This is a genomic window from Amycolatopsis sp. NPDC026612 (assembly GCF_040638285.1).
Classification (GTDB): domain Bacteria; phylum Actinomycetota; class Actinomycetes; order Mycobacteriales; family Pseudonocardiaceae; genus Amycolatopsis.
The window spans coordinates 204,280-226,186 of sequence record NZ_JBEZYB010000003.1 but is presented as its reverse complement, the minus strand read 5'-3'; the positions used below and the strand labels follow the sequence as shown (position 1 = coordinate 226,186).

The 21,907-nt window shown below is 73.7% G+C and carries 22 protein-coding genes; 11 read left to right on the top strand and 11 right to left on the bottom strand.

Annotated features, from left to right (window positions below; all coding sequences use genetic code 11):
• Positions 1-27: 27 nt before the first annotated feature.
• Complete coding sequence (locus tag AB0F15_RS05005) at positions 28-813, top strand: methyltransferase (RefSeq protein ID WP_360265317.1); 786 nt, start codon at positions 28-30, stop codon at positions 811-813.
• Between the two features lie 85 nt (positions 814-898).
• Here the strand turns inward: AB0F15_RS05005 and AB0F15_RS05000 are convergent, their stop codons facing one another.
• Together AB0F15_RS05000 and AB0F15_RS04995 are read right to left on the bottom strand one after the other, a co-directional pair.
• The gene (locus AB0F15_RS05000) at positions 899-4,144 is read right to left on the bottom strand and encodes a tetratricopeptide repeat protein (protein WP_360265315.1); all 3,246 of its coding nucleotides are present in this window, start codon (positions 4,142-4,144) and stop codon (positions 899-901) included.
• 236 nt (positions 4,145-4,380) lie between these two features.
• The gene (locus AB0F15_RS04995; protein ID WP_360265312.1) at positions 4,381-5,109 is read right to left on the bottom strand and encodes an alpha/beta fold hydrolase; all 729 of its coding nucleotides are present in this window, start codon (positions 5,107-5,109) and stop codon (positions 4,381-4,383) included.
• Positions 5,110-5,155: 46 nt separating this feature from the next.
• On the opposite strand from AB0F15_RS04995, the gene AB0F15_RS04990 reads away from it, so the two are divergent.
• The 3 genes from AB0F15_RS04990 to AB0F15_RS04980 all read left to right on the top strand — a co-directional run bounded on the left by AB0F15_RS04990 (position 5,156) and on the right by AB0F15_RS04980 (position 8,141).
• A complete protein-coding gene (locus AB0F15_RS04990) occupies positions 5,156-6,409 on the top strand; it encodes a cytochrome P450 (RefSeq protein ID WP_360265309.1) in 1,254 nt (417 codons plus the stop codon).
• Positions 6,409-7,302: a LysR family transcriptional regulator gene (locus AB0F15_RS04985; protein WP_360265306.1), complete on the top strand. Its 894-nt coding sequence runs from the start codon at positions 6,409-6,411 to the stop codon at positions 7,300-7,302. Before AB0F15_RS04990 ends, AB0F15_RS04985 begins: the two co-directional genes overlap by 1 nt.
• A gap of 92 nt (positions 7,303-7,394) precedes the next feature.
• Positions 7,395-8,141 (top strand): SDR family oxidoreductase, encoded by a 747-nt coding sequence (locus tag AB0F15_RS04980; protein WP_360265303.1) that lies wholly within the window; start codon positions 7,395-7,397, stop codon positions 8,139-8,141.
• A gap of 16 nt (positions 8,142-8,157) precedes the next feature.
• Here AB0F15_RS04980 and AB0F15_RS04975 read toward each other — a convergent pair whose 3' ends face one another.
• Together AB0F15_RS04975 and AB0F15_RS04970 are read right to left on the bottom strand one after the other, a co-directional pair.
• Positions 8,158-8,985: a carbon-nitrogen hydrolase family protein gene (locus AB0F15_RS04975; protein WP_360265300.1), complete on the bottom strand. Its 828-nt coding sequence runs from the start codon at positions 8,983-8,985 to the stop codon at positions 8,158-8,160.
• A complete protein-coding gene (locus AB0F15_RS04970; protein WP_360265298.1) occupies positions 8,967-9,746 on the bottom strand; it encodes a DUF1295 domain-containing protein in 780 nt (259 codons plus the stop codon). The genes AB0F15_RS04975 and AB0F15_RS04970 overlap by 19 nt, the downstream gene beginning before the upstream one ends.
• Positions 9,747-9,776: 30 nt before the next feature.
• Between AB0F15_RS04970 and AB0F15_RS04965 the strand changes: the two genes are divergently transcribed.
• Complete coding sequence (locus AB0F15_RS04965; protein ID WP_360265295.1) at positions 9,777-10,988, top strand: threonine synthase; 1,212 nt, start codon at positions 9,777-9,779, stop codon at positions 10,986-10,988.
• On the opposite strand, the gene AB0F15_RS04960 is transcribed toward AB0F15_RS04965, so the two are convergent.
• Entirely contained in the window at positions 10,985-11,338 is a 354-nt protein-coding gene (locus AB0F15_RS04960) for an arsenate reductase family protein (RefSeq protein ID WP_360265292.1), read from the bottom strand. The genes AB0F15_RS04965 and AB0F15_RS04960 overlap by 4 nt on opposite strands.
• A 53-nt stretch (positions 11,339-11,391) precedes the next feature.
• On the opposite strand from AB0F15_RS04960, the gene AB0F15_RS04955 reads away from it, so the two are divergent.
• The gene (locus tag AB0F15_RS04955) at positions 11,392-11,991 is read left to right on the top strand and encodes a TetR/AcrR family transcriptional regulator (RefSeq protein WP_360265289.1); all 600 of its coding nucleotides are present in this window, start codon (positions 11,392-11,394) and stop codon (positions 11,989-11,991) included.
• Positions 11,988-12,614: an enoyl-CoA hydratase/isomerase family protein gene (locus tag AB0F15_RS04950; protein ID WP_360265286.1), complete on the top strand. Its 627-nt coding sequence runs from the start codon at positions 11,988-11,990 to the stop codon at positions 12,612-12,614. Before AB0F15_RS04955 ends, AB0F15_RS04950 begins: the two co-directional genes overlap by 4 nt.
• 121 nt (positions 12,615-12,735) lie before the next feature.
• Here the strand turns inward: AB0F15_RS04950 and AB0F15_RS04945 are convergent, their stop codons facing one another.
• The 4 genes from AB0F15_RS04945 to AB0F15_RS04930 form a co-directional block, all read right to left on the bottom strand.
• Entirely contained in the window at positions 12,736-14,025 is a 1,290-nt protein-coding gene (locus AB0F15_RS04945; RefSeq protein ID WP_360265283.1) for a DUF6596 domain-containing protein, read from the bottom strand.
• Between the two features lie 5 nt (positions 14,026-14,030).
• A complete protein-coding gene (locus tag AB0F15_RS04940; RefSeq protein ID WP_360265281.1) occupies positions 14,031-14,381 on the bottom strand; it encodes a YciI family protein in 351 nt (116 codons plus the stop codon).
• A gap of 97 nt (positions 14,382-14,478) precedes the next feature.
• The gene (locus AB0F15_RS04935) at positions 14,479-15,303 is read right to left on the bottom strand and encodes an NAD(P)H-binding protein (RefSeq protein ID WP_360265278.1); all 825 of its coding nucleotides are present in this window, start codon (positions 15,301-15,303) and stop codon (positions 14,479-14,481) included.
• A 51-nt stretch (positions 15,304-15,354) separates the two neighbouring features.
• Complete coding sequence (locus tag AB0F15_RS04930; RefSeq protein ID WP_360265275.1) at positions 15,355-15,726, bottom strand: YciI family protein; 372 nt, start codon at positions 15,724-15,726, stop codon at positions 15,355-15,357.
• A 165-nt stretch (positions 15,727-15,891) separates the two neighbouring features.
• On the opposite strand from AB0F15_RS04930, the gene AB0F15_RS04925 reads away from it, so the two are divergent.
• Positions 15,892-16,974: an exo-alpha-sialidase gene (locus AB0F15_RS04925; RefSeq protein ID WP_360265272.1), complete on the top strand. Its 1,083-nt coding sequence runs from the start codon at positions 15,892-15,894 to the stop codon at positions 16,972-16,974.
• Positions 16,975-16,978: 4 nt separating this feature from the next.
• Positions 16,979-17,263, top strand: coding sequence for a ubiquitin-like small modifier protein 1 (locus AB0F15_RS04920; protein WP_360265270.1), 285 nt, complete (start codon positions 16,979-16,981; stop codon positions 17,261-17,263).
• On the opposite strand, the gene AB0F15_RS04915 is transcribed toward AB0F15_RS04920, so the two are convergent.
• A complete protein-coding gene (locus tag AB0F15_RS04915) occupies positions 17,238-18,650 on the bottom strand; it encodes an MFS transporter (protein ID WP_360265267.1) in 1,413 nt (470 codons plus the stop codon). The genes AB0F15_RS04920 and AB0F15_RS04915 overlap by 26 nt on opposite strands.
• A 107-nt stretch (positions 18,651-18,757) precedes the next feature.
• On the opposite strand from AB0F15_RS04915, the gene AB0F15_RS04910 reads away from it, so the two are divergent.
• Positions 18,758-18,982: a hypothetical protein gene (locus AB0F15_RS04910; RefSeq protein WP_360265264.1), complete on the top strand. Its 225-nt coding sequence runs from the start codon at positions 18,758-18,760 to the stop codon at positions 18,980-18,982.
• Between the two features lie 153 nt (positions 18,983-19,135).
• Positions 19,136-20,785 (top strand): DUF2079 domain-containing protein, encoded by a 1,650-nt coding sequence (locus AB0F15_RS04905; RefSeq protein WP_360265262.1) that lies wholly within the window; start codon positions 19,136-19,138, stop codon positions 20,783-20,785.
• On the opposite strand, the gene AB0F15_RS04900 is transcribed toward AB0F15_RS04905, so the two are convergent.
• Positions 20,782-21,813 carry a serine hydrolase domain-containing protein gene (locus AB0F15_RS04900; protein ID WP_360265259.1) on the bottom strand — a complete coding sequence of 344 codons (1,032 nt, stop codon included), beginning with the start codon at positions 21,811-21,813 and terminating at the stop codon, positions 20,782-20,784. The two genes, AB0F15_RS04905 and AB0F15_RS04900, sit on opposite strands and share 4 nt — an antisense overlap.
• Between the last annotated feature and the right edge of the window lie 94 nt (positions 21,814-21,907).

Here is a 21,907-nt window from a genome sequence, read left to right as displayed (position 1 = left end):
GGACCATTGTCGCAGGACGCTGGGCTCATGGACACCACTTACGTGCACGGATACACCGCACCCGAGGCCCGCCGGCTCGGCGACCAGGCCGACACCCTGGCCGGGCTGCTGCACGCCGGGACGGCCTACCCCGCCGGGAGCCGGGTGCTGGAGGTCGGCTGTGGCGTCGGCGCCCAGACCGTCCACCTCGTGGCCCGCAGCCCGGACGCGCACCTCACGGCGGTCGACGTCTCCGCCGAGTCGCTGGCCGAGGCGCGCCGGCGGGTCGGCGGGGCCGTCGGCTTCCGCCGGGCCGATCTGTTCGACCTGGACGGCGAGTACGACCACCTCTTCGTCTGCTTCGTGCTGGAACACCTGCCGGAGCCGGAAAAGGCTCTCGCGCACCTGAGGACCCTGCTGCGGCCGGGCGGCACGATCACGGTCATCGAGGGCGACCACGGGTCGGCGTTCTTCCACCCGCGCAGCGAACCCGCCCAGGCCGCGATCGACTGCCTCGTCCGGTTGCAGGCCGACGCCGGCGGCGACGCGCTCATCGGACGGCGCCTGTACCCGCTGCTGACCGGCGCCGGGTTCGGCGACGTCAGGGTGGAACCGCGGACGGTCTACGCCGACGCGTCCCGGCCCGCGCTGGTCAGCGGGTTCACCCGCGACACCTTCACCGCGATGGTCGAAGGCGTCGGCGGAACCGCCGTCGCGCGCGGCCTCGCCACCGCGGACGGCTGGGCCCGCGGGATCGCGGACCTCCACCGCACCACCGGCCCGGCCGGGACCTTCCACTACACGTTCTTCAAGGCCACCGGGAGGACCCCATGATCATCCGGCCGCCCGCGGGCAGCACCGACGTCCCCGACCGGGACCTCCAGCGCGTGACGAGCGATCTCGCCGCCCTCGAACCCCGCTACCCCGCGACGCGCTCCAGGGCCGCCAGGTGGTTGCGGACCCGGACGGCACCGGGCAGGCGCTCCCCGGCGTAGCAGGCCAGCGCGCGTTCCCAGTGCTCGCGCGCGGCCTCCGGGTCACCGAGTCCACTGTGGACTTCACCGAGCCCGCAGTGGGCCCGGCCCTGTTCGGGACGGCAGCCCGTTTCCTTCGCCACGGCCAGGGCTTCGCGGTGGTACCGGAGGGCGTCCGAGGACGCGCCGCACGCGGTGGAGAGGCTGCCGAGGCTGTTGAGCACCCGGGATTCCACGCCCCGGTCACCGCATTCGCGCGCCAGGCTCAGCGCCTCTTCGAGGTGCCGGGCCGCGTCCGCGTGGCGGCCCTGCGCCAGCCGGACGTCGCCCAGGTGCTTCAGCGCGACGCTGCGGTTGGTCGGGCTTCCCGTCTCCTGCGCGATTTCCAGCGCGCGTTCCAGGTGCGACGCGGCTTCCGCGTCCCGGCCGCGCGCGTGCTCGACGTCGCCGAGGATGCCCAGGGCGTACCCCTCGCTCACCCGGACGCCCATCGCCCGCAGGTGCGCCAGCCCTTCTTCGATGAGCCGGACCGCCTCGTCGTGCCGGCCCAGCGCCGACAACGCGTCGCCCCGGTTGACCAGCGCGTAGCCCTCGGTCGTCCGGTCGGCGATGTCGCGCGCCAGGGAGAGGGCCTCTTCGAGGTATCCGATCGCTTCGCGGTACCGGCCGATGCCGCGGCACGAACAGCCGAGCACCACCAGGACCAGGCCTTCGCTGGTGCGGTCGCCCGTCTTCCTGGCCAGCGCGAGCGCCTCCGTCGAGTACCCGATCCCTTCGGCGAACCGGCCCAGCGCGCGGCAGATCAGACCCAGGGTGTTGACGGCGTGGATCTCGGCGCGCCGGTCGCCGGTCTCGCGGGCGAGGACGAGCGCCTCCTCCAGGTAGCGCCGCGCCTCCGGCGACCGGCCGACGCGCCAGTGGCCCAGCGCGATGAAGATGAGCGGCTCGGCCTCGGCCACCCGGTCGCCGACGTCGTGGGCCAGCGCCGACGCGTGCGTGTGCAGCACCAGCGCTTCCTCGTGGTAGCCGCCGACGTCGAGGTAGTGCCACAGGATCCCGGACAGCAGCCGCAGGTGGTCCGGCCACTCGTGCCGCGTCGCGTGCGCGGCGACGGCCAGGAGGTTGCGGCGCTCGGCCTCCAGCCACGCCTGCGCGTCGAGCACCTTGATCTCGGGATCCGGCACCCGGGGGCGCAGGTGCCGTTCCTGCGGCAGGACGACGTCCATGGCCTGCGCGGCCGAGGAGACGTAGAAGTCGAACAGCCGCTCCTGCGCGGCGTGGCTCTCGGCGGGGTCGCCGGCCGCCAGCTCGGCGGCGTAGACCCGCAGCAGGTCGTGCAGCTGGATACGGTCGTCGCCGGTCGGCTGCGCGAGGTGGGCCCGCACCAGTGCGCCGGTCAGCCGTTCCGCCTCCGGCAAGGGGACGCCGGCGAGCGCGGCGAGCGCGGGCGGGGTCAGGTCACGGCCCGGGTGCAGGCCGCAGAGCCGGAACACGCGGGCGGCGTCGGACGCGAGGTGGCGGTAGGACCACGAGAACACGGCGCGGACGGCGGTCAGCGGGTCACCGCCGCCATCGAGCAGGTCGAGCCGCCGCCGTTCGTCGGCCAGTTCGGCGGAGAGGGCGGCGAGCCGCTCCCCCGGCCGGCTCAGCGCCAGCTCCGCGACCAGCCGCAGGGCCAGCGGCAGCTGAGCCGCGTACCCGATCAGGGCCGCGGTGGCCTCGGGCTCGTCGTCGACGCGCGCGCCGAGCAGCGCCCGCAGCAGGTCGCGGGCTTCGGCCTCGGTGAGCAGGTCGACGAGCACCCGGCGGGCGCCGTGGCGGGCGACCAGCCCCGGCAGCGCGTCCCGGCTGGTCACCAGCACCAGGCAGGACGGCGAGCCGGGCAGCAGCGGGCGGACCTGCCCGACCGAACCCGCGTTGTCGAGCACCAGCAGCATCCGCCGTCCGGTGAGCGCGGTGCGGAACTTCGCGGCGCGCTCGTCCGGCTCGCTGGGGATGTCCGCGCCGTCGACGCCGAGGGCGCGCAGGAACCCGGACAGCGCGTCACCCGGGTCCACCGGCCGGACCGTGCCGTAGCCGTGCAGGTCGAGGTAGAGCTGACCGTCCGGGAACTCGGCGGGCGAGCGCTGCGCCCAGTGGACGGCCAGCGCGGTCTTGCCGACCCCGCCGGTGCCGGAGAGGACGGCGATGCGCGCGCCGGTGTCGCCTTCGTCGCGGCGCAGCAGCGTGTCGAGCTCGGCCAGCTGAGCGACGCGGCCGCGGAAGCCGGGGACGTCCGCGGGCAGCTGCGCCGGCACCCGCGCGGGCCGCTCCGGAACGGCGAAGTCCTGCCGCAGCACCTGCCGCTGGGCCGCGCGCAGCTCGGGGCCGGGTTCCAGGCCGAGCTCTTCGGCCAGCCGGCGGCGCACCTCGGCGAACACGTCCAGCGCGGCGGCCTGGCGCCCGGACGCGGCGAGCGCCAGCACCAGCTTGGCGTGCGCGGATTCGTTCAGCGGCTCCTCGGCGGTCAGCACCCGCAACTGCACCGCCGCGTCTTCGGGGTCGGCGGTGGCGGCGTAGGCCAGGACGGCCTTGGCGCGCCGCATCGCGACCGCGAGCCGGGCCGGGTGCTGGCGGAGCCGTCCGACGTCGGCGAGCGCGGGGCCGCGCCAGAGCCCGAGCGCCTCCCGGTGGGCCTCCCGCGCGAGGAGGGCCTCGAACCGGAGCAGGTCGAGCTCGTCCTCGCCGGCGACGAGCCGGTAGCCGCCCTTGTCCGTCACGATGAGGTCGGCGGGCCGCAGCGCTCGCCGCAGCCGGGCTACGTAGGTGTGGAGCAGCTCCAGGCACGAGGGGGGAGGCTCGTCCCAGACGACGTCGACGAGGTCCTCGCGCCGGACGGTCTGGTTCGGCTGCACGGCCAGCAGGGCCAGCAGCAGGCGCTGCTTCTCGGCGCCGATCTCGACCGGCTCGGTGCCCCGCGTGATCGCCAGCGGGCCCAGCACCCCGATCCGCACCGGCTCCGGCGGGGCTTCGGCCAGCGCTTCCCGCAGCTTGCGGGCCGTCTCCGGCCGGGGCCGCCGGACGCTGCCGAGTTCGGCGTTGCGCACCGCGCGCAGGCTCAGCCCCGCACGCTCGGCGAGCTGGGCCTGGGTGAGGCCGGCGAGCACGCGCCGGTCACGCAGCCATCCGGCGAACGACAGGCCTTCGTCCACAGGCGTCCTCTTCTGTGCTCGGCGAAACGTACCCCTCCAGCATCACGATCGTGCCGCTCCGGCTGTACCACCGAACGGCGAAGATACCCGTTTCCGCAGGTACGGAGGGTTACGACGGTGAGGAGGGGCAGTACAGGCGCTCGTCCACCACGCTTTCCTAGGCTTTGCCGGTCCGGTGGTGACGAGGGGTTCGAGCAGCAGCCGTCGCATGGGGTACGACGGCTGCGCCCGGGCCTTCAGACGCCGAAGCGCTTCAGCAGGGCCCGCACGGCGGCCGGGTCCTCCACGTGGGCGTTGTGCCCGAGGCCGGCGAGCGTGACGGCCCCGGGGTCGAGCGCCCGCAGCTGCTCCGGACGGCACATCGGGTCGTTCTCGCCCGCGGCGAGCACGACCGGGCACCGTGCCCCGGCGAGCAGGGCCGGCATGTCCGGCGCGCCGAGGCCGAACGCGGCCGGGTCCATCGCGAGGCGCCAACCTCCCTCGGTCTCGCGAAGCCCGGCCGGGTCGGTGGGCGCGATCCCGAGCAGCCCCGACACCTTCAGGTAGGCCTGCTCGGCGTCGGCCAGCGTCGCGAACACCCGGGCCGGCCGGGCCGCGAACGACGCCGCGCGGTTCAGGTCGTCCTGGCTCCACTCGACCTTCACGCCGAGGGCCAGCACGCCGGCGACCTCGACGTCGTAGCGGCCGGACGCCAGTTCCAGCGCGAGCACCCCGCCGAGCGAGTGCCCGGCGACGATCAGCGGCCCGCCGTCCGGCAGCGCCCGCGCGACCGCGGTGGCGAGCGTCGCGAAGCTGTAGTGCGGCAGCGGCGAGGACGGGCCGTGGCCGGGCAGGTCGGGCACCAGAACGCGCCGGTCGAGCTGGACGGCGAAGTGGTTCCAGACGGCGCCGGTCGCGCCGAGGCCGTGCAGGAGGAGGACGGCCGGTTCGCCCTTGCCGCCGGTGCGCATGTTGAGCGTGTCCATCCGCGCAGCCTCCCAAACTGTCGGTGGGCGCGGCTAGGGTCGGTTCGTGGCGATCACCGACCCGGACACCTACGTGCAGGGTGTCCCGTACGAGGAGCTGGCGCGGCTGCGGCGCGCCGGCCCGGTGGTGCGCGTCGACGACTTCTGGGCCGTGCTCGGCCACGCCGAGGTGCGGCAGGTGCTGCGTGACCCCGGGGTGTTTTCCTCCCAGCTCGGCGGAACGCAGATCCGGGACGCGGCCGACCTCGCCTACGTGCGCCGGATGATGCTGAACATGGACCCGCCGGAGCACGGCCGGCTGCGGGGGCTGCTCACCAAAGCGTTCACCCCGCGCGCGATCGCGAAACTGACGTCGCAGATCGAGAGCTGGGCGCGGGAGCTCGTCGCGGCGGTCGCCGATCGCGGGGAATGCGACTTCGCGCAGGTGGCCGCCGACCTGCCGCTGCGCACCCTCGCCGGGGTGTTCGGCGTGCCGGAACGCGACCGGCGGCTGATGTACGACTGGAGCAACCGCGTGATCGGCTACCAGGACGCCGAGTACGCGGTGAGCTCGACGGTCGACGTCTCGTCGGTGAGCGACCTCGCGCGGGCCGCGCTCGCCGTCCGCCCGTCGCCCGGGCCGGACGGGTCGATGCCGGACCCGCGCACGCGCGCCGGGATGCCGGACCTCTACGCGTACGCGAACGCCCTCGGCGAGTACAAGCGCGAAAATCCGGGCGACGACGTGATGAGCGACCTGATGCGGCACGTCGGCGAAGGCGGCGCCCGTGTCTCGCTCGCCGAGTTCGAGAACCTGTTCTGGCTGTTTTCGGTGGCGGGCAACGAAACGCTCCGCAACGGCCTGCCCGGTGGGCTGTTCGCGCTGCTTTCCCACCCCACGCAGTACCGGCGGTTGCCGGCCGACCGGTCGCTGTTGCCTTCCGCGGTCGAAGAAATGCTGCGGTGGTGGACGCCGGTCATGCACTTCAGGCGCACGGCCGTTTCCGACGTCCGGCTGTCCGATGTGGACATCCGGGCCGGGGACAAGGTGGTGGTCTGGTTCTCGTCGGCCAACCGGGATCCCGCCGTCTTCGCCGATCCGGACGTCTTCGACGTCGGCCGGACCCCGAACGACCACCTGACCTTCGGCCACGGCCCGCACTTCTGCCTCGGCGCGCAGCTCGCCCGGGTGCAGCTGCGGGCGATGTTCGAGGCGGTGCTCGACCGGCTCGGCTTCGTGGAGCTCGCCGGCGAGCCGGTGCGGCTGCGGTCGAACTTCCAGAACGGTCTCAAGTCCCTGCCGATCCGGTGGGCCCGCTGATGGAGATCCGGGAGCTGCGGGCGTTCGTCGCGATCGTCGAAGCGGGCGCGATGTCGAAGGCGGCGCGGCAGCTGCACGTGAGCCAGCCGGCGCTGTCCCAGACGATCACCGCACTGGAACGGCGGCTCGGCGTCCGCCTGCTGGTGCGCACGAGCACGGGCGTCGAGGTCACCGACGCCGGGACGACCCTGCTCGCCGAGGCCCGCGCCGTGCTGGCGCGCCACGACCAGGCGCTCGCCGCGATGGCCCGGCACACGGAGCCCGGCGGCGGCGTGCTGCGCGTCGGGGTGCCCCTGGAGCTGCCGCCGGACCTGCTGCCCTCGGCGCTCGCGCGGCTGACGGACACGCGGGTGCAGGCCCGGCACCTGTCGTCGGTGGCGCAGGTGGCCGCGCTGCGGGCCGGCGAGCTGGACGTGGGGCTGGTCCGCGAGCGCCCGGCCGGCCCCGATCTCGACGCGGTGCTCGTGGTGACGGAGGACGTCGGTGTGCTGCTGGCCGCGGGCCTGGCCGAGAGGCTGGGTTCGCCGGTCCGGCTGGCGGACCTGGCCGGCCTGGACTGGTTCGCCTTCCCCCGCGCGGGCAGCCCGGCCTGGTACGACGAGCTGGCGGCGATCCTGCGCAGCCACGGCCTCGACGTCGGCCCGGAGGTGCCGGAGGAACAGCGGCTGATCGTCGAGCTCAAGATCCCGGCGGTCAGCGCGGGCGGGGCGTACGCCTTCGCCCCGCCCGGGTGGCCGTACCCGCTGCCGGACTCGGTGCGGTGGGCGCCCTTGGCCGGGAACCCGATCGTCCGGCGGACCTGGGCCGTGTGGCCGGCGACCTCGCACCGGCGGGACATCGCGGAGTTCGTCGCGGCGCTGGAAGACCATCGGCGGAACGAATCGGAGGGATAAGGAGAGCCGAACCCCGGTCCGGAAGTCTCGTGCCGTGGTCTCGCTTGAACCCTGCGACCGGGGAAACACCCGGGTTGCGAAGGAGTTGAGCGATGACTGCAGAACTGTCCGGGTCGACGGCGCTGGTGACCGGCGGAACGAGCGGGATCGGCCGGGCCACGGCGGTCGCGCTGGCCGGGCTCGGCGCCCACGTGGTGCTGTCCGGCCGCGACGCCGGGCGCGGCGACGAGGTCGTCTCGGCCATCCGCGCGGCGGGCGGCAAGGCCGACTTCGTCGCGGCGGAGCTGACGGACGCCGCGTCGGCCCGTTCCCTCGCGGACCGGGCGCGGGAGCTGGGCGGGCACGTCGACGTGCTGGTGAACAACGCCGGGATCTTCCCCACCGGGCCCACCGCGGACCTCTCGGAAGCGGACTTCGACCGCGTCTACGCGACCAACGTGAAGGTGCCGTTCTTCCTCGTCGCCGAGCTCGCACCGGAGATGGCGGCGCGCGGCCAGGGCGCGATCGTCAACGTGTCCACGGTGGTCGCGCTCCGGGGCATGGCGGGCATGGCGCTCTACGGCTCGTCGAAGGCGGCGGTCGAGCTGATGACGAAGGCGTGGGCGGCGGAGTTCGGGCCGTCCGGGGTCCGCGTGAACGCGGTCAGCCCGGGCCCGACCCGCACCGGCGGCACGGCGGCCTTCGGCGAGGGCCTGGACGAGCTGGCCACGGCGGGGCCGGCCGGCCGCGTGGCGGCGCCGGAGGAGATCGCCTCGGCGATCGCGTTCCTGGTGACCGGCGGGTCGAGCTTCGTCCAGGGCGCGGTGCTCCCGGTGGACGGTGGCCGGCTGGCCGTGTGAGCCGCGCGGGACGGTGTCACCGCAGGAAGGTGACGCCGTCCCGCGGCCGCTCGTCCACCGTCAGCGCGAAGACGTCCGGCCGCGCGTAGTGGCCCGACACGTCGAGGCTCTTGCGGGCCACCACCAGCTCGTCGAGGTCGATTTCCGCCGTGATCAGCCCTTCGGCGTCCCGGAGCGGACCGGCCAGGACGTCCCCCGCCGGGCCGACGATCACGCTGCCGCCCCGGAACGGGTCGTCGCCCGTCGGCTCGTACGGGCACGCCGAGATCACGAAGCAGCGGCCTTCGTCGGCGATGTGGCGCATCGACGCCTGCCAGACCTCGCGGTCGTCGGCCGTCGGGGCGCACCAGAGCTGCACGCCCTTCGCGTACATCGCCGCGCGCAGCAGCGGCATGTGGTTCTCCCAGCAGATCGCCGCGCCCGCCAAGCCGGCGGCCGTCGGGATCGCCGGCAGCGTCGAGCCGTCGCCGCGGCCCCAGAACACGCGTTCCCGCGCGGTGGGCACCAGCTTGCGGTGCTTGCCGACCAGCCCGAGGCCGGGGTCGAGGAACACCGCCGTGCTGTACAGCGTCGAGCCGTCGCGCTCGATGACGCCGACGACCAGGGTCGCGCCGGTCCGGGCCGCGAGCCCGGCCAACGCCGTCGTCTCGGGGCCCGGCACCGCAACCGCCGCGTGGAAGTACTCGGCGAACGGCCCCCGGCCCGGGTACCCGCCGAGGACGGCTTCGGGCAGCACCACCAGGGAAGCACCCCGGATCTCGTCCTCGAACGCCAGGATCCGCGCGAGGGGAACGCCCGTCGCGATCTGGAGGGCGGCGACCGTCGTCACGCGCGGACCGGCCACGGCACGACCGCGGACGTCCGCCGTTGGTAGTCCGCGTACTCCGGGTACCGCGACTTGGTGATGCTCTCGGTGAACCGCGTCGAGCCGACGAACAGCAGCGTCAGCAGGACCGCGCCCGCCACCGTCCACTGCAGACCGCCGGCGACCACGCCGAACGCGGCGACCGCCCACCACTGCGCCTGCTCGAAGAAGAAGTTCGGGTGCCGCGAGAAGCGGAACAGCCCGGTCTGCAGGAACCGCGTCGGGGCCCGGCCCGCGTGCTTCTCCCGGTGGAACTCCCACTGCTGCTGGTCGGCGACCGTCTCCCCGACGAGGAACGCGGCGAAGATCACCGCAATCACGACGTCCGCGGCGCCGAAGCCGCCGGGGTGCTGCAGCATGGTCAGTGCGGGGAGCGTGATCAGCAGCAGGATGGCGTTCTGGTAGCAGGAGATGAAGAAGAAGTTGAACAGCTGGAACTGCCACGGCGCCATCCGCTCGCGCAGCACCACCCACCGGTAGTCCTCGCCGCCGGGCGCGTAGCCACCCTTCCGGGCGAAGTTGAAGGTGAGCCGGGCGCCCCACAGGGCGACCAGCACGAACAGCACGTCGAGGCGGGTGTCGGCGAACCCGGCCGCACCGGCGAAGATCCCCACGTAGGCCACCGGCACGATCGACCAGATCCGGTCGACCCAGGAGTACTCCCTGGTCAGCACGGACGCCAGCCAGGTGCCGAGCGTCACCCCGGCGAAGACGTAGAGGCACACCCGCAGCGCGTCCATGGGCTCACTCTAGGACCTAGGATCGGCGCTGTGCCGCATTCTTTCCTCAGCTACCTCGAGTGCTCGCGGACCGGCGAACGCCTGGACGCCGACGCCGTCCAGGGCCTCTCCCCGGCGGGTGCGCCGCTGCTCGCGCGCTACGACCTCGACGGCGTCCGTGAAGCCGTGACACCGAAGGAAATCGCCGGGCGGCAGCCGACGCTGTGGCGCTACCACGAGGTGCTCCCCGTGCGCTCGGCCGAGCACGTGGTGAGCCTCGGCGAGGGCATGACGCCGTTGCTGCGGCTGCCGCGCTACGGCCGCGAGCTGGGGCTGTCGCGCCTGTGGATGAAGGACGAAGGACTGGTCCCGACGGGCACGTTCAAGGCGCGCGGGGCCGCGGTCGGCGTCTCGCGGGCGGCCGAGCTCGGCGTGCACGGGATCGCGATGCCGACGAACGGCAACGCGGGCGCGGCGTGGGCGTTGTACGCGGCGCGCGCGGGGATGTCGAGCCTGATCGCGATGCCGGACGACGCGCCGGCGATCACCATGCGCGAGTGCGTCGCCGCGGGGGCCGAGCTGTACCGGGTGGACGGTCTCATCGGGGACGCGGGCAAGCTCGTCGCCGCGGCGGTGAAGCGACGCGAAGGCGTCCAGGACGTCTCGACGCTGAAGGAGCCGTATCGCATCGAGGGCAAGAAGACGATGGGGTACGAGATCGCCGAGCAGTTCGGCTGGCGGCTGCCCGACGTCATCCTCTACCCCACCGGCGGCGGCGTCGGCATCATCGGCATCCACAAGGCCCTGCTGGAAATGCGGGAGCTGGGCTGGGTTTCCGGCCCGCTGCCGCGGCTCGTCGCCGTCCAGACCACCGGGTGCGCGCCGATCGTCTCGGCGTTCTCGCGCGGGGCGAGGGAAAGCGAGCCGTTCCCGGACGCCCGTACCGTCGCCTTCGGCATCACCGTGCCCAAGGCGCTGGGCGACTTCCTCGTGCTCGACGCCGTGTACGCGACCGGCGGCACCGCGGTCGCCGTCACCGACGAGGAACTGCTGGCGGCGCAACGAGAACTCGCCGAGCGCGAAGGCACCTTCGTCTGTCCGGAAGGCGGAGCGTGCTTCGCCGCGTTGAGGCACCTTCGCGAGTCCGGCTGGCTCGAAGGCGACGAAGACGTCGTCGTGCTCAACACCGGCGCCGGGATCAAGTACCCGGAGACGGTGCCCCTCGACGTCCCGCTGCTGGCGAAGACCGACGCGATCCCCTAGAGGACCGACCGCACCGTTTCGGGGTCACGGGCGACGACCGTCGTGCCGTCGTCGGCCGTGATGATCGGCCGCTGGATCAGCTTCGGGTGCTCGGCCAGCGCCGCGATCCACTTCGGCCGGTCCGCGTCGGTGCGGCCCCACGTCTTGAGGCCGAGCTCCTTCGCGATCGGCTCGGCGGTGCGCGTGATGTCCCACGGTTCGAGACCGAGGCGCTTCAGCACGCCTTCGAGCTCCGCCACCGTCGGCGGGTCCTCGAGGTAGCGGCGCACGGTGTACTGCGCGCCCGCTTCGTCCAGCAACGACACCGCGGAACGGCACTTCGCGCACGCCGGGTTGATCCAGATCTCCACAGACGGCAGCTTACCGCCTGGTTTTGGAGCAGACGTTCTGTTACCGTCGGGGCATGCCCCGACCCCGCGTCCACGACCTCGAGGCACTGCTCGACGTCGCCGAGCGGCTCGTCGCTTCGGCGGGAGCCGAGACCGTGACCGTGCGCGGCCTGGCCGCGGCCGCGGGCGTGCCGAACGGCACGATCTACCACGCGTTCGGCTCGCTCGGCGAGGTGCTGGCGCGGGTCTGGCTGCGGGCGGCGAGCGCGTTCCTCGACCTGCAGACCTCCCTGGTGGACCGGGCTTCTTCGCCGGTGGAGGCCGTGGTCGCGGCGGCGGACGCGCCTGCCGCGTTCGCCGCCGTCCGGCCCGACGGGGCGCGGATGCTGCTCGAGGTCCGGGGCGACCGGCTCTTCGGCCCCGAACTGCCCGACGAGCTGGCGGACGCCCTGCACGCGGTGGACAAGCGGCTCGTCGCGCTGCTCGTCCGGCTCGCCCGGCAGCTGTGGGACCGCGGGGACGGCCTGGCCGTCGAGGTGATCACGACGTGCGTCGTGGACCTCCCGACCGCGTTCTTCCGGCGCGACATCACCGATCCCCTGGTGCGGGACAGGCTGGCCGCCGCCGTGCGGGCCGTGCTGACCGTGCCCCCTCCAGAGAAGGACCGACCGTGACCGATCCCGTTTCCGTGCTCGACCTCGGCGACGACGAAAACCGGTTCTCGCCGGACTGGCTGCAGCGCGTACATTCCTTTTTGGACGGTGTCGACGGCGCCCTGGTCACCACCGGCGGCGGCAAGTTCTATTCGAACGGCCTCGACCTCGAGTGGCTGACGGCGCACGCCGACCAGGCCGCCCGGTACGTCAGCGACGTGCAGGAGCTGCTGGCGCGGGTGCTGACCCTGCCGGTGCCGACGGTCGCGGCGATCAACGGCCACGCGTTCGGCGCCGGCGCGATGCTGGCGATGGCGCACGACTTCCGCGTGATGCGCGGCGATCGCGGCTACTTCTGCTTCCCGGAGGCCGATATCGACATCCCGTTCACCCCCGGGATGGCGGCGCTGATCCAGGGGAAGCTGACCCCGGCGGCGGCGATCGCGTCGATGACCACGGGACGGCGGTTCGGCGGCACCGAAGCCCGGGAAACCGGCCTGGTGGACGAGATCGCGGCCGAGGGCGAAGTGGTGAAGGTGGCGAGCGAGCGGGTGCGCGGCCTGGCGGGCAAGGACCGCGGCACCCTGGGCGCGATCAAGGCGACGATGTTCGCTTCGTCCGTGGCCGCTCTGCGCGCGAAGTAGGCCTCCGGCCCCCGGTATCCAGTTTACCGGGGGCCACCGACAGTTCCTGCGGGGCAAGCGACTCCGGCCGTCGCGAACGAGTCATGCGCGGCACTGAACTTGCCCCGGCAGCGGGGCGGTCTCACCGCTCTTCGCGCACCCGGGTCACCTCGGCCAAGCGGCCGCGCAGGTGGGTCCGCTCCGGCTCGGTGCCCGCCAGCTCCAGCGCCTCCCGGTACGCCGTCGCGGCTTCGGCGGGCCGGCCGAGGCGGGTTAACAGGTCGCCCCGTGCCGTCGAAAACGGGCCGTACCCGCACAGCCGCGGGTCGTCCGCGAGGGCGTCGAGGAGCGCCAGGCCCGCCGCCGGGCCGTCGCGCATCGCCACCGCGACCGCCCGGTTCAGCTCCACGATCGGTGACGGCGCCAGGCCGCGCAGCACGTCGTACAACGCCACGATCTGCGGCCAATCCGTGCCCGCCACGTCCGCGGCCTCGTCGTGCAGCGCCGCGATCGCCGCCTGGACGCCGTACAGCCCGGGCGGGCCACCGGACAACGCGACGACCACCAGCGCCGCCCCCTCCTCGATCATCGCGCGGTCCCAGCGGCCGCGGTCCTGGTCGTCGAGCAGCACCAGGTCGCCGTCCGGGCCGGTGCGGGCGTCGCGGCGCGCGTGGATCAGCAGCATCAGCGCCAGCAGGCCCGCGACCTCCCGCTCCCCCGGCAGCAGCCGGCGCAGGATCCGGGCCAGCCGGATCGCCTCCTCGGCCAGGTCCAGCCGCTGCAGGTCCGGCCCCGAACTGGCCGCGTACCCCTCGGTGAAGATCGAGTAGACGACCTGGAGCACGCCCGGCAGCCGCCCGGGCAGCTCGTCGGCGTCCGGCACCCGGAACGGGATCCGGAGCAGGCGGATCCGGTTCTTCGCGCGCACGATCCGCTTCCCCATCGTCGCGCCGGGCACCAGGAACGCCCGAGCCACCTCCGGCGTCGTCAACCCGGCGAGGCAGCGCAACGTCAGCGCCGCGCGGTCCTCGGCGGGCAGCGCCGGGTGGGCACAGGTGAAGAACAGCTGGAGCCGCTCGTCCGGCAGCCCGCCGTCGGTGGACGGCGGCGGGGCGGCCGCGCGCTCGGCCTCGACCTGCAGCACCGCGAGCCGGGCCGCGTAGGCCTGGTCGCGGCGCAGCCGGTCGACGGCCTTGCGCCGGGCCGTCGTCATCAGCCAGGCGCCCGGCTTCGGCGGCACGCCGTCGACGGGCCAGTGCACCAACGCGGCTTCGATCGCCTCCGACGTCACCTCCTCGGCCAGGTCGAGGTCACCGAACCGCCGGACGAGCGCGGCGAGCAGCAGCCCGCGCTCCTCCCGGAACACCGCCTCCAGTGTCAGCCGTGAGTCCGCCCGGGAATCCCCGCTCGACGCGCCCGCCCGCCCCGTCACCGCCGTCAGCCTGCGAAGTCGGCGATCGGCCGCACCACGATCGACCCGCCGCCGCGCGATCCCGGGCAGCGAGCCGCCCAGTCGAGCGCGACGTCGAGGTCCGGCACGTCGACGACGAAGTAGCCGCCGAGCACCTCGCGGGACTCGGCGAACGGGCCGTCGGTGACGACCCGCTCGCCGCGGTCGTCGACCCGGACGGTGGTGGCCGTGGTGAAGTCGGCGAGCGCGTTCCCGGAGACGTAGACGCCGGAGTCCTTGATCGTCTTGTCGAACAGCTGCCAGTCCTCGGGCGTGCAGCCGCCCATGGCCTCGCCGTCGGCGTCGAGGTGGGCGTTGATCAGCATCAGGTACTTCACGGGATTCCTCCGTCGGTCGTGGCTCGGTTGCCGTACGCCGGAACTACGAACGGCGACCGGCCTCTTGGACACCCCGCGCGGAAGTTTCCCGCCGGGCTCACCGGAAGGCGTCCGCGTGCGCCCCGGCCCACTCGGCGAAGGTGCGGGCCGGCCGCCCGGTCACGTCCGGCACCGTCGGGTACACCGTCGCCTCGTCCAAGGTCCCGTCGACGTAGAAGTTCCAGAACGCGTCGACGTACGCCTGCGGCATGTCCGCCACCAGCTCCGCGCGCGTCTCGTCGTTCGACAGCTCCACGACCCGAAGCTCCCGGCCGAGCACCGAAGCCAGCACCTCGACCTGCTCGGCGGGCCGCAGCGCCACCGGGCCGGTCAGGTCGTGCACCTGGCCTTCGTGCCCGCCGGCGAGGGCGAGCGCCGCCACCGCCGCGATGTCGGCCGGGTCGATGCACGCGGCCGCCACGTCCGGGAACTGGACGCGCACCGTGTCGCCCGCGCGCAGCTGCGGCAGCCAGCGCAAGGCGTTCGACATGAACGCGCGCGGCCGCAGGAACGTCCAGTCCAGACCGGATTCGCGCACCGCGCGCTCGGACAGCGTCATGTAGCGGGAAACCGCGTTGTCCAGGTCCGCCAGCGTGGCCGAGCCGCCGGACAGCAGCACGATCCGCCGCACCCCCGCGTCCCGCGCCCGCGTCAGCAATCCGGGCAGGTTTTCGTAGCCGGACATCAGGAAAACACCTTCGACGCCCTCGAGCGCGCCGGTGAGCGCGCCGGGATCGTTGAGGTCGCCCACGGTGGCTTCGGCGCCGTCCGGCAGCTCGGCGTCCGGCCGGCGCACCAGCGCCCGGACCGGCGCGCCCGCCGCGGCGAGTGCCGAAACCACTTCTCTGCCCACGTTGCCGGTGGCACCGGTGACCAGGAACATCGCTCCACCCCCAGAGTCGTTGTCCGGCCAGCCTAGTGCCACCGGCCGCCGTCAGGCCTGCGCCGGAAGGTCGTCGAACTCGACGACCTGGCGGATCTCCACCTCGATCTCCTGGTCGAACAGCTCGACGTACCGCTTGGCGAACTCGACGGCCTCCGCCCGGTCCGCCGCGTTGATCAGCACGAACCCGCCGATGACCTCCTTGGCCTCGGCGAACGGCCCGTCGGTGACGCGGATCGCGGCGCCGCGGGGCTTGCGGACCAGCGCACCCTTCTCCGTCGGGTGGACGCCCTCCGCCGTGATCAGGACGCCCTTCTCCACCGACTCCTCGATGAACGCGCCCATCTTGCCGATGAACTCCTGACTGGGGTTCCACGACCGCGGATCGTGCTCGTCGACCCGGTGCATCATGAGAAACCGCATGGCCTGCTCCCTCTGTCGGTTCGGCCGGTGGTCCGGTGCGTTCCCGGACGCGGTGACCGGCCTTCACCCCCGCGTCGAACGGCCGCATCCGGCGTTCGACATTTCCCCCGGGGAACTTTTCCGGCAGAGTACCTGTGACCCCGGTCACCGGAGAAAGGGTGTGGGATGTCCGTCCTGCTCGCGATCGGCACGCGCAAAGGTCTGTGGCTGGCGACCAGCACGAACGATCGGGCCACCTGGGAGGTCACCGGCCCGCACCACCCGATGACGGAGGTGTACGCGGTCGCCATCGACACGCGCCGCGCCACACCCCGGCTGCTGGCCGGGGTCACCAGTGAGCACTTCGGGCCGAGCGTGGCCACCAGCGACGACCTGGGCGCGACCTGGGCCGAACCCGACCACGCCCCGATCGCGTTCCCGCCGGACACCGGCGAATCCCTCGCCAGGGCGTGGCAGCTGGTGCCGGGCCCGGCGAGCGAGCCGGACGTCGTCTACGCCGGCACCGAGCCGTCCGCGCTGTTCCGCTCCACCGACGGCGGCCGCACCTACGAGCTCGTCCGCGGCCTGTGGGACCACCCGCACCGGGAGCACTGGACGCCCGGGGGCGGCGGCAAGGCCATCCACACCGTGCTCCCGCACCCGGCCGACCCCGCCCGCGTCACCGTCGCGATGTCCACCGGCGGCGTCTACCGCACCGAGGACGGCGGCGAGTCCTGGCAGGCGAGCAACACGGGCATCAAGGCGGTGCACGTGCCCGACCCGTACCCCGAATACGGCCAGTGCGTGCACAAGGTCGCCCGCGACGCCACCGAGCCGGACCGCCTCTTCGCGCAGGTCCACCACGGCGTGTACCGCAGCGACGACGCGGGCGCGAGCTGGCAGTCGATCGCCGACGGCCTGCCGAGCGACTTCGGCTTCCCCATGGTCGTCCACCCGCACCGGCCCGAGGTGATCTACACGTTCCCGCTGGTCGCCGACGCGATGCGGTTCCCGCCGGAGGGCCGGTGCCGGGTGTACCGCAGCGAAGACGCCGGGAAGTCGTGGGAGGCGCTGGGGCAGGGCCTGCCGGACGGGTACTGGGCCGGCGTGCTGCGGGACGCGATGTGCACCGACGACGCCGAACCCGCCGGGGTGTACTTCGGCTCGCGGACCGGCGACGTCTACGCCAGCCGCGACGACGGCGACAGCTGGCAGCTCGTCGCGGCGCACCTGCCCGACGTGCTGAGCGTCCGCGCCGCGAGGGTGTGAACCCGTGCGGATCACCGTGCTGCTGCCCGGCACGCTGCGGGAGAAGGCCGGCGGCGAATCCCGGCTGGCCGTCGAGGTCGCCGAACCGGCCACCCTGGGCGCCGTGCTCGACGCGCTCGCCGAGCGGTACCCGGCGCTGGAACGGCGGCTGCGCGACGAACAGGCGGGTCTGCGCCGGTACGTCAACTTCTACGTCGACGGCGAGGAGTGCCGCCACCGGGACGGCACCGCGACCGTGCTGCGTGCGGACGCCGAGGTGCAGATCATCCCGTCGGTCGCGGGAGGCTGAGCTCGTCGAACAGCGCGGCCGCCCGCCGGGCCGTCGCGGCCGCCCGCCGTCCGGTGCTGAGCAGCGCCAAGGCGAGGAGACCGGCACCGAGCGCGGCGACCAGCCACCACACTCCGGCCGCAGTGGTCGTGCCCGTGCCCGCGAGCGTCCCGGCGAGCGCGACGCCCAGGGTCGTGCCGGTCTGCCGGCCGGCCGAGGCCAGCGACGCGGCCACCCCGGCCATCGACCCCGGCATCCCGGAGACGGCGGTGTTGGTGATCGGCGGGTTCACCGTGCCGAGGAACACGCCGAACAGCACGAAGGTCGCGAGCACGGCGGGCAGCGGCGTGGCCGGCCCGAGACCCGCCGAGACGACGCCGCCCGCGGCGAGCGCGGCACCGGCGACGACCAGCGGCCACCGCGGCCCCCGCGTGCCGACCAGCCGTCCGGTCCGCGGGGACAGGATCAGGACGAGCACGCCGACCGGCAGCAGGCACAGTCCCGCCGACAGCGCCGTCATGCCCCGGACGTCCTGCAGGTACTGGGTGGTGACGAACAGGAACACGCCGAACCCGCACAGCGCGAACAGCGCCATGACGATCGCCGCGCTGAAGGACACGCTGCGGAACAGGCGCAGTTCGAGCAGCGGGTCGGCGCGGCGCGGTTCGTAGCGGCGGATGCCGAGCACGCCGAGCCCCGCCAGGACGAGCAGGCCGAGGATCCACGGTGAGGTCCAGCCCAGCCGGTGCGACTCGATGAGGGCGTAGACGACGCTGCCGAGCACCAGCAGCACGAGCGCCTGCCCCACCGGGTCGAAGCGGCGGGCCCGCGGCGCGCGCGACTCGGGCACGAACACCGTGGTGGCGACGAGTGCGGCGACGATGATCGGGACGTTGACCCAGAAGACGGCGCGCCAGCCGAAGCCGTCGACGAGCGCGCCGCCGAGGATCGGCCCGAGCGCGAGCGCCAGGCCGGACATCGAGCCGAAGACGCCGATGGCGCGGGCACGCTCGGCCGGGACGGGGAAGGTGGTGGCGACGATGGCCATCGCGACCGGGTTGAGCATGGTGCCGCCGACGGCCTGCACGGCGCGGGCGGCGATCAGCCAGCCGATGCCCGGGGCCACGCTGCACAGCAGCGACCCGAGGCCGAAGACGGCGAGCCCGCAGCGGAAGACGCGTTTGCGGCCGAACCGGTCGGCGGCCGACCCGGCGAGCACCAGGAACGCGGCGAGCACCAGCGTGTAGGCGTCGACCGTCCACTGCAGGCCGGCGGCGGAAGCGCCCAGGTCGTGGCGGATCGCGGGCAGGGCGACGGTGACGATGGAGATGTCCATCACCACGACGACGATGCTGGCGCAGCAGATCGCGAGCACGAGGCCCGGGCGGCTTGCGGTCGGAACGTTCATGCCTTCGACGCTAGGATTTAGAGTGTGCTCGAAGTCAATTCGATCCCCGCGGAGGGGCTGACCATCGCGGACGCGGCCCGCCGCACCGGGGTCAGCGCGCACACGGCATGCCGATCAGGACGATCCGCCGCTACGCGGACCTGGTCGCCGCCGGCCGCGGCAACGAACCGGAACGGCTGGCGCTGCCGGCGGAGCACCGCGCCGAAGTGCCGGCGAGGCCGGCGGAGCTGCAGGAGAACCTCCGGCTGATCGACCACAGGATCGGGGTGTACCGAGGCCGTCTCGAAGCGGGCGACGCGGACGGCCTGTGGGCGCCGGGCCGGCCGCACTGATCAGCGCGTGGCTCGCCGTTGCGCGGCGCGGGAACCGGAGCTGCGCCGGGTGAAGCGCCGGTCATTGCCTTCCGGCCGGGAACCGGCCACCGGATACGATGCCCGGCGGTCCCGCCGTCGCCGGACCCACGCCTCGTTTCCGGCAGGAGACCCATGCCCCAGCCAGCTCTCACCGACGCCACCGAGCCGGACGTCACCGCGCCGATCCCGCGCGTCGCCGTCCCCGCCGGCGAGCGGGTGGCGGGGCGGCTGCCGACGGTCGCGTGGTGGCTCTTCGCCGCGCTGCCCGCCGGCTTGGCGCTGCTGGCGGCCGTGCGCGCGCCGCGGATGCACGTGCTGCTCGACTACTGGCACGTCTTCGCCAAGATCACCGACGACCACGGCGACCTGCTGCTCGGCCAGGTCTTCACCTACCACCTCGACCAGCCGTTCGTCGTGCCGTCACTGCTCTTCTACGCCGACGCGGCCTGGTTCGGCGGCGACAACCGCGTCCTGACCGTCCTGACGATCGCCCTGCTCGCGGTCGCGGTGTTCGCGCTGCGCACGATGCTGCCGCGGCACCTCTCCCCCGGCACCCGCGGCGCGTTGACCGCGGCCGTGGCGTGGCTGCTGTTCACCTCCCACGCCACCGAACTCTGGGTGCAGGGCACCAACGGCATCAGCTGGGTCCCGGCGGTGACCTCGTGCACGATCGCCGTCGCGTGCGCCCACCGCGGCCGGCAGGCCGGTGCGGCCGCGGCCGCCGTGGTGGGGTGCCTCAGCTTCGGTGCCGCGCTGCCGATCTGGTTCGTGATCGCCTTCGTCGCCTGGCTGCGCGGGGAATCCCGGCTCCGGGTCGCGTTCCCGGCCGCGGCCGGCGTGGTCCTCCTCGGCGCGTGGTGGCTCACCAAGCCCGCCGGGACGCAGTCGGGCGCGACCGCGGCCTTCGACCCCGACGGGCGCCTGTCCGTCTTCGCCGCCTCCGTCGGCGGGCTGTGGTCGGCCGGCGTCGCCGTCGTCGCGGTGATCGCCGGTGGGCTCACGATCGCCCTGCTCGGCCTGCTGCTGCGCCGGACGGTGACCACCCGGCCTGCCGTGGCGGACGCGGGGTGGGCCGGTCTGGCGCTCTACTCCTTCGCGCTGGCGTCGATGCTGGCGCTGGGTCGCACGACGACGAACGTGCCCGGCGGCAACGTCGGGCTCATCAGCCGGTACGTCCTGGTCGCGGCGCTGGCGACGAGTGCGCTGACGGTGCTGGCGGCCCTGCACCGTCCACAGTGGCCACACCGCTACCTCGTCGCGGCGGTCGTCACCCTGGCGCTGGTCACGCACGCGATCGGCGGCGGCAAGGCCGACGAGGTCCGCCGCAGCTACGCGCCGCTCGAGCTCGCGGCGGTCGCGCTGCGCGTCGACGCCCCCGCGGCACTGGACGCCCTGCACATCCAGCGCGCCGCCGCCCCCGCGGCCCGCGCACTGCAGGCCTACCCGTTCACCAGCGCTTTCACCCTCGGCTGCCACGGTCCGGAGCTCGGCAGCCACCTCGACCTGAGCACCGCCCAGCCGGCGCGCGGAGCGCTCGACACACCGGCCACCGACCCCGGCGCCGTCCTCACCGGCTGGACGGCCGTCCAGCCGGACTGCATCGTCGTCACCGACGCTGCCGGCACCGTGACCGGCGGCGGCAGCGCGAGCCTGCCGCTCACAGCGGGCCAGGCCGCGGCGGCCCCGCCGGGCGCCACGGGCTGGCAGGCGACGGCGGGACCCACGAACGGGCCGCTGACCGTGCTCGCCGTCCAGGGCGGCCGCCTGTACCGGATCGGCTAACCCAGGCCGCCGTAGGCCGCGGCCACCATGGTCATGCCCCGGCCGTCGCCGACGATGGCGTCCAGCATCTGATTCATCGCGTAGGCGACGGTCAGGCCGGCGTCGAAGTCGTTGAACACCAGTGATCCGCCCATGCCGCCCCAGAAACAGTTGCGGCCGCTGATGCCGTAGCCCATGCCGTACCGCATCTTGACGCCGAGGCCGTAGTCGAGCCCGTGGTACTGCTCTTCCAAGACCCGCTCACACCCGGCCCGCGACAGCAATCCCCCACCGCCGGAGGTGAGCACCGACTGGACGGCAGCAACCGACCGGGCATTGCCGAAGCCGGCACCCGAAGGGATCTCGGCGCGTCGCCAAGCCACGGTGTTCGTGTCCTCGGGCCGCAGGTCCGGATTGGGGGCGACGTCGAACAGTTCGGTCGGCGGCGGCACGGTCATCCCGCCGGGCGGGGCGAGCGAGGGGGCCACGCGGTGGTCGTGGCCGTCGGGCAGCCCGATGTGGAAATCCGCCCCCAGCGGGCCGGCGACTTCCGCGGCGAAGAACGCACCGATGGTCTTCCCGGTGATCCGGCGGACCACCTCGCCGAGCAGGAACCCTTGCGTGACCGCGTGATAGCAGCCGACTTCCCCCGGTGTCCACCGCGGCGCCTGCGCGGCCAGCAGGGCGGTGACCTTCGGCGAGTCGCGCAGGTCGTCGACGGTGATCGGCGTGTCCCAGACGGGCAGGCCGGCGGTGTGCGACAGCACGTGCCGCACCCGGACGTCCGCGGCGCCGAACTCCGGCCAGTACCGGGCGAGGGGCGCGTCCAGGTCGAGCTCACCACGATCGGCGAGGATCAACGCGCACAACGCGATCATCGTCTTGGTCGTGGACCAGACGTTGGTGATCGTGTCCCGCTCCCACGCCACGGTCCGCTCGGCGTCGGCGTACCCGCCCCACAGATCGACGACGGGCCGCCCGCGGACGATCACCGCGACCGAGGCGCCGACGTCGTCCTTGGCCAAGGACTCCGCCAACGCGTCGCGCACCTCTCCGAACCGCTCATCGCACGTACCGTGCAAGCGCACCATGGGGTCCGACCCAACCCCTTCCGCCTCGATGGCGCCACCGAATATCGGCCGC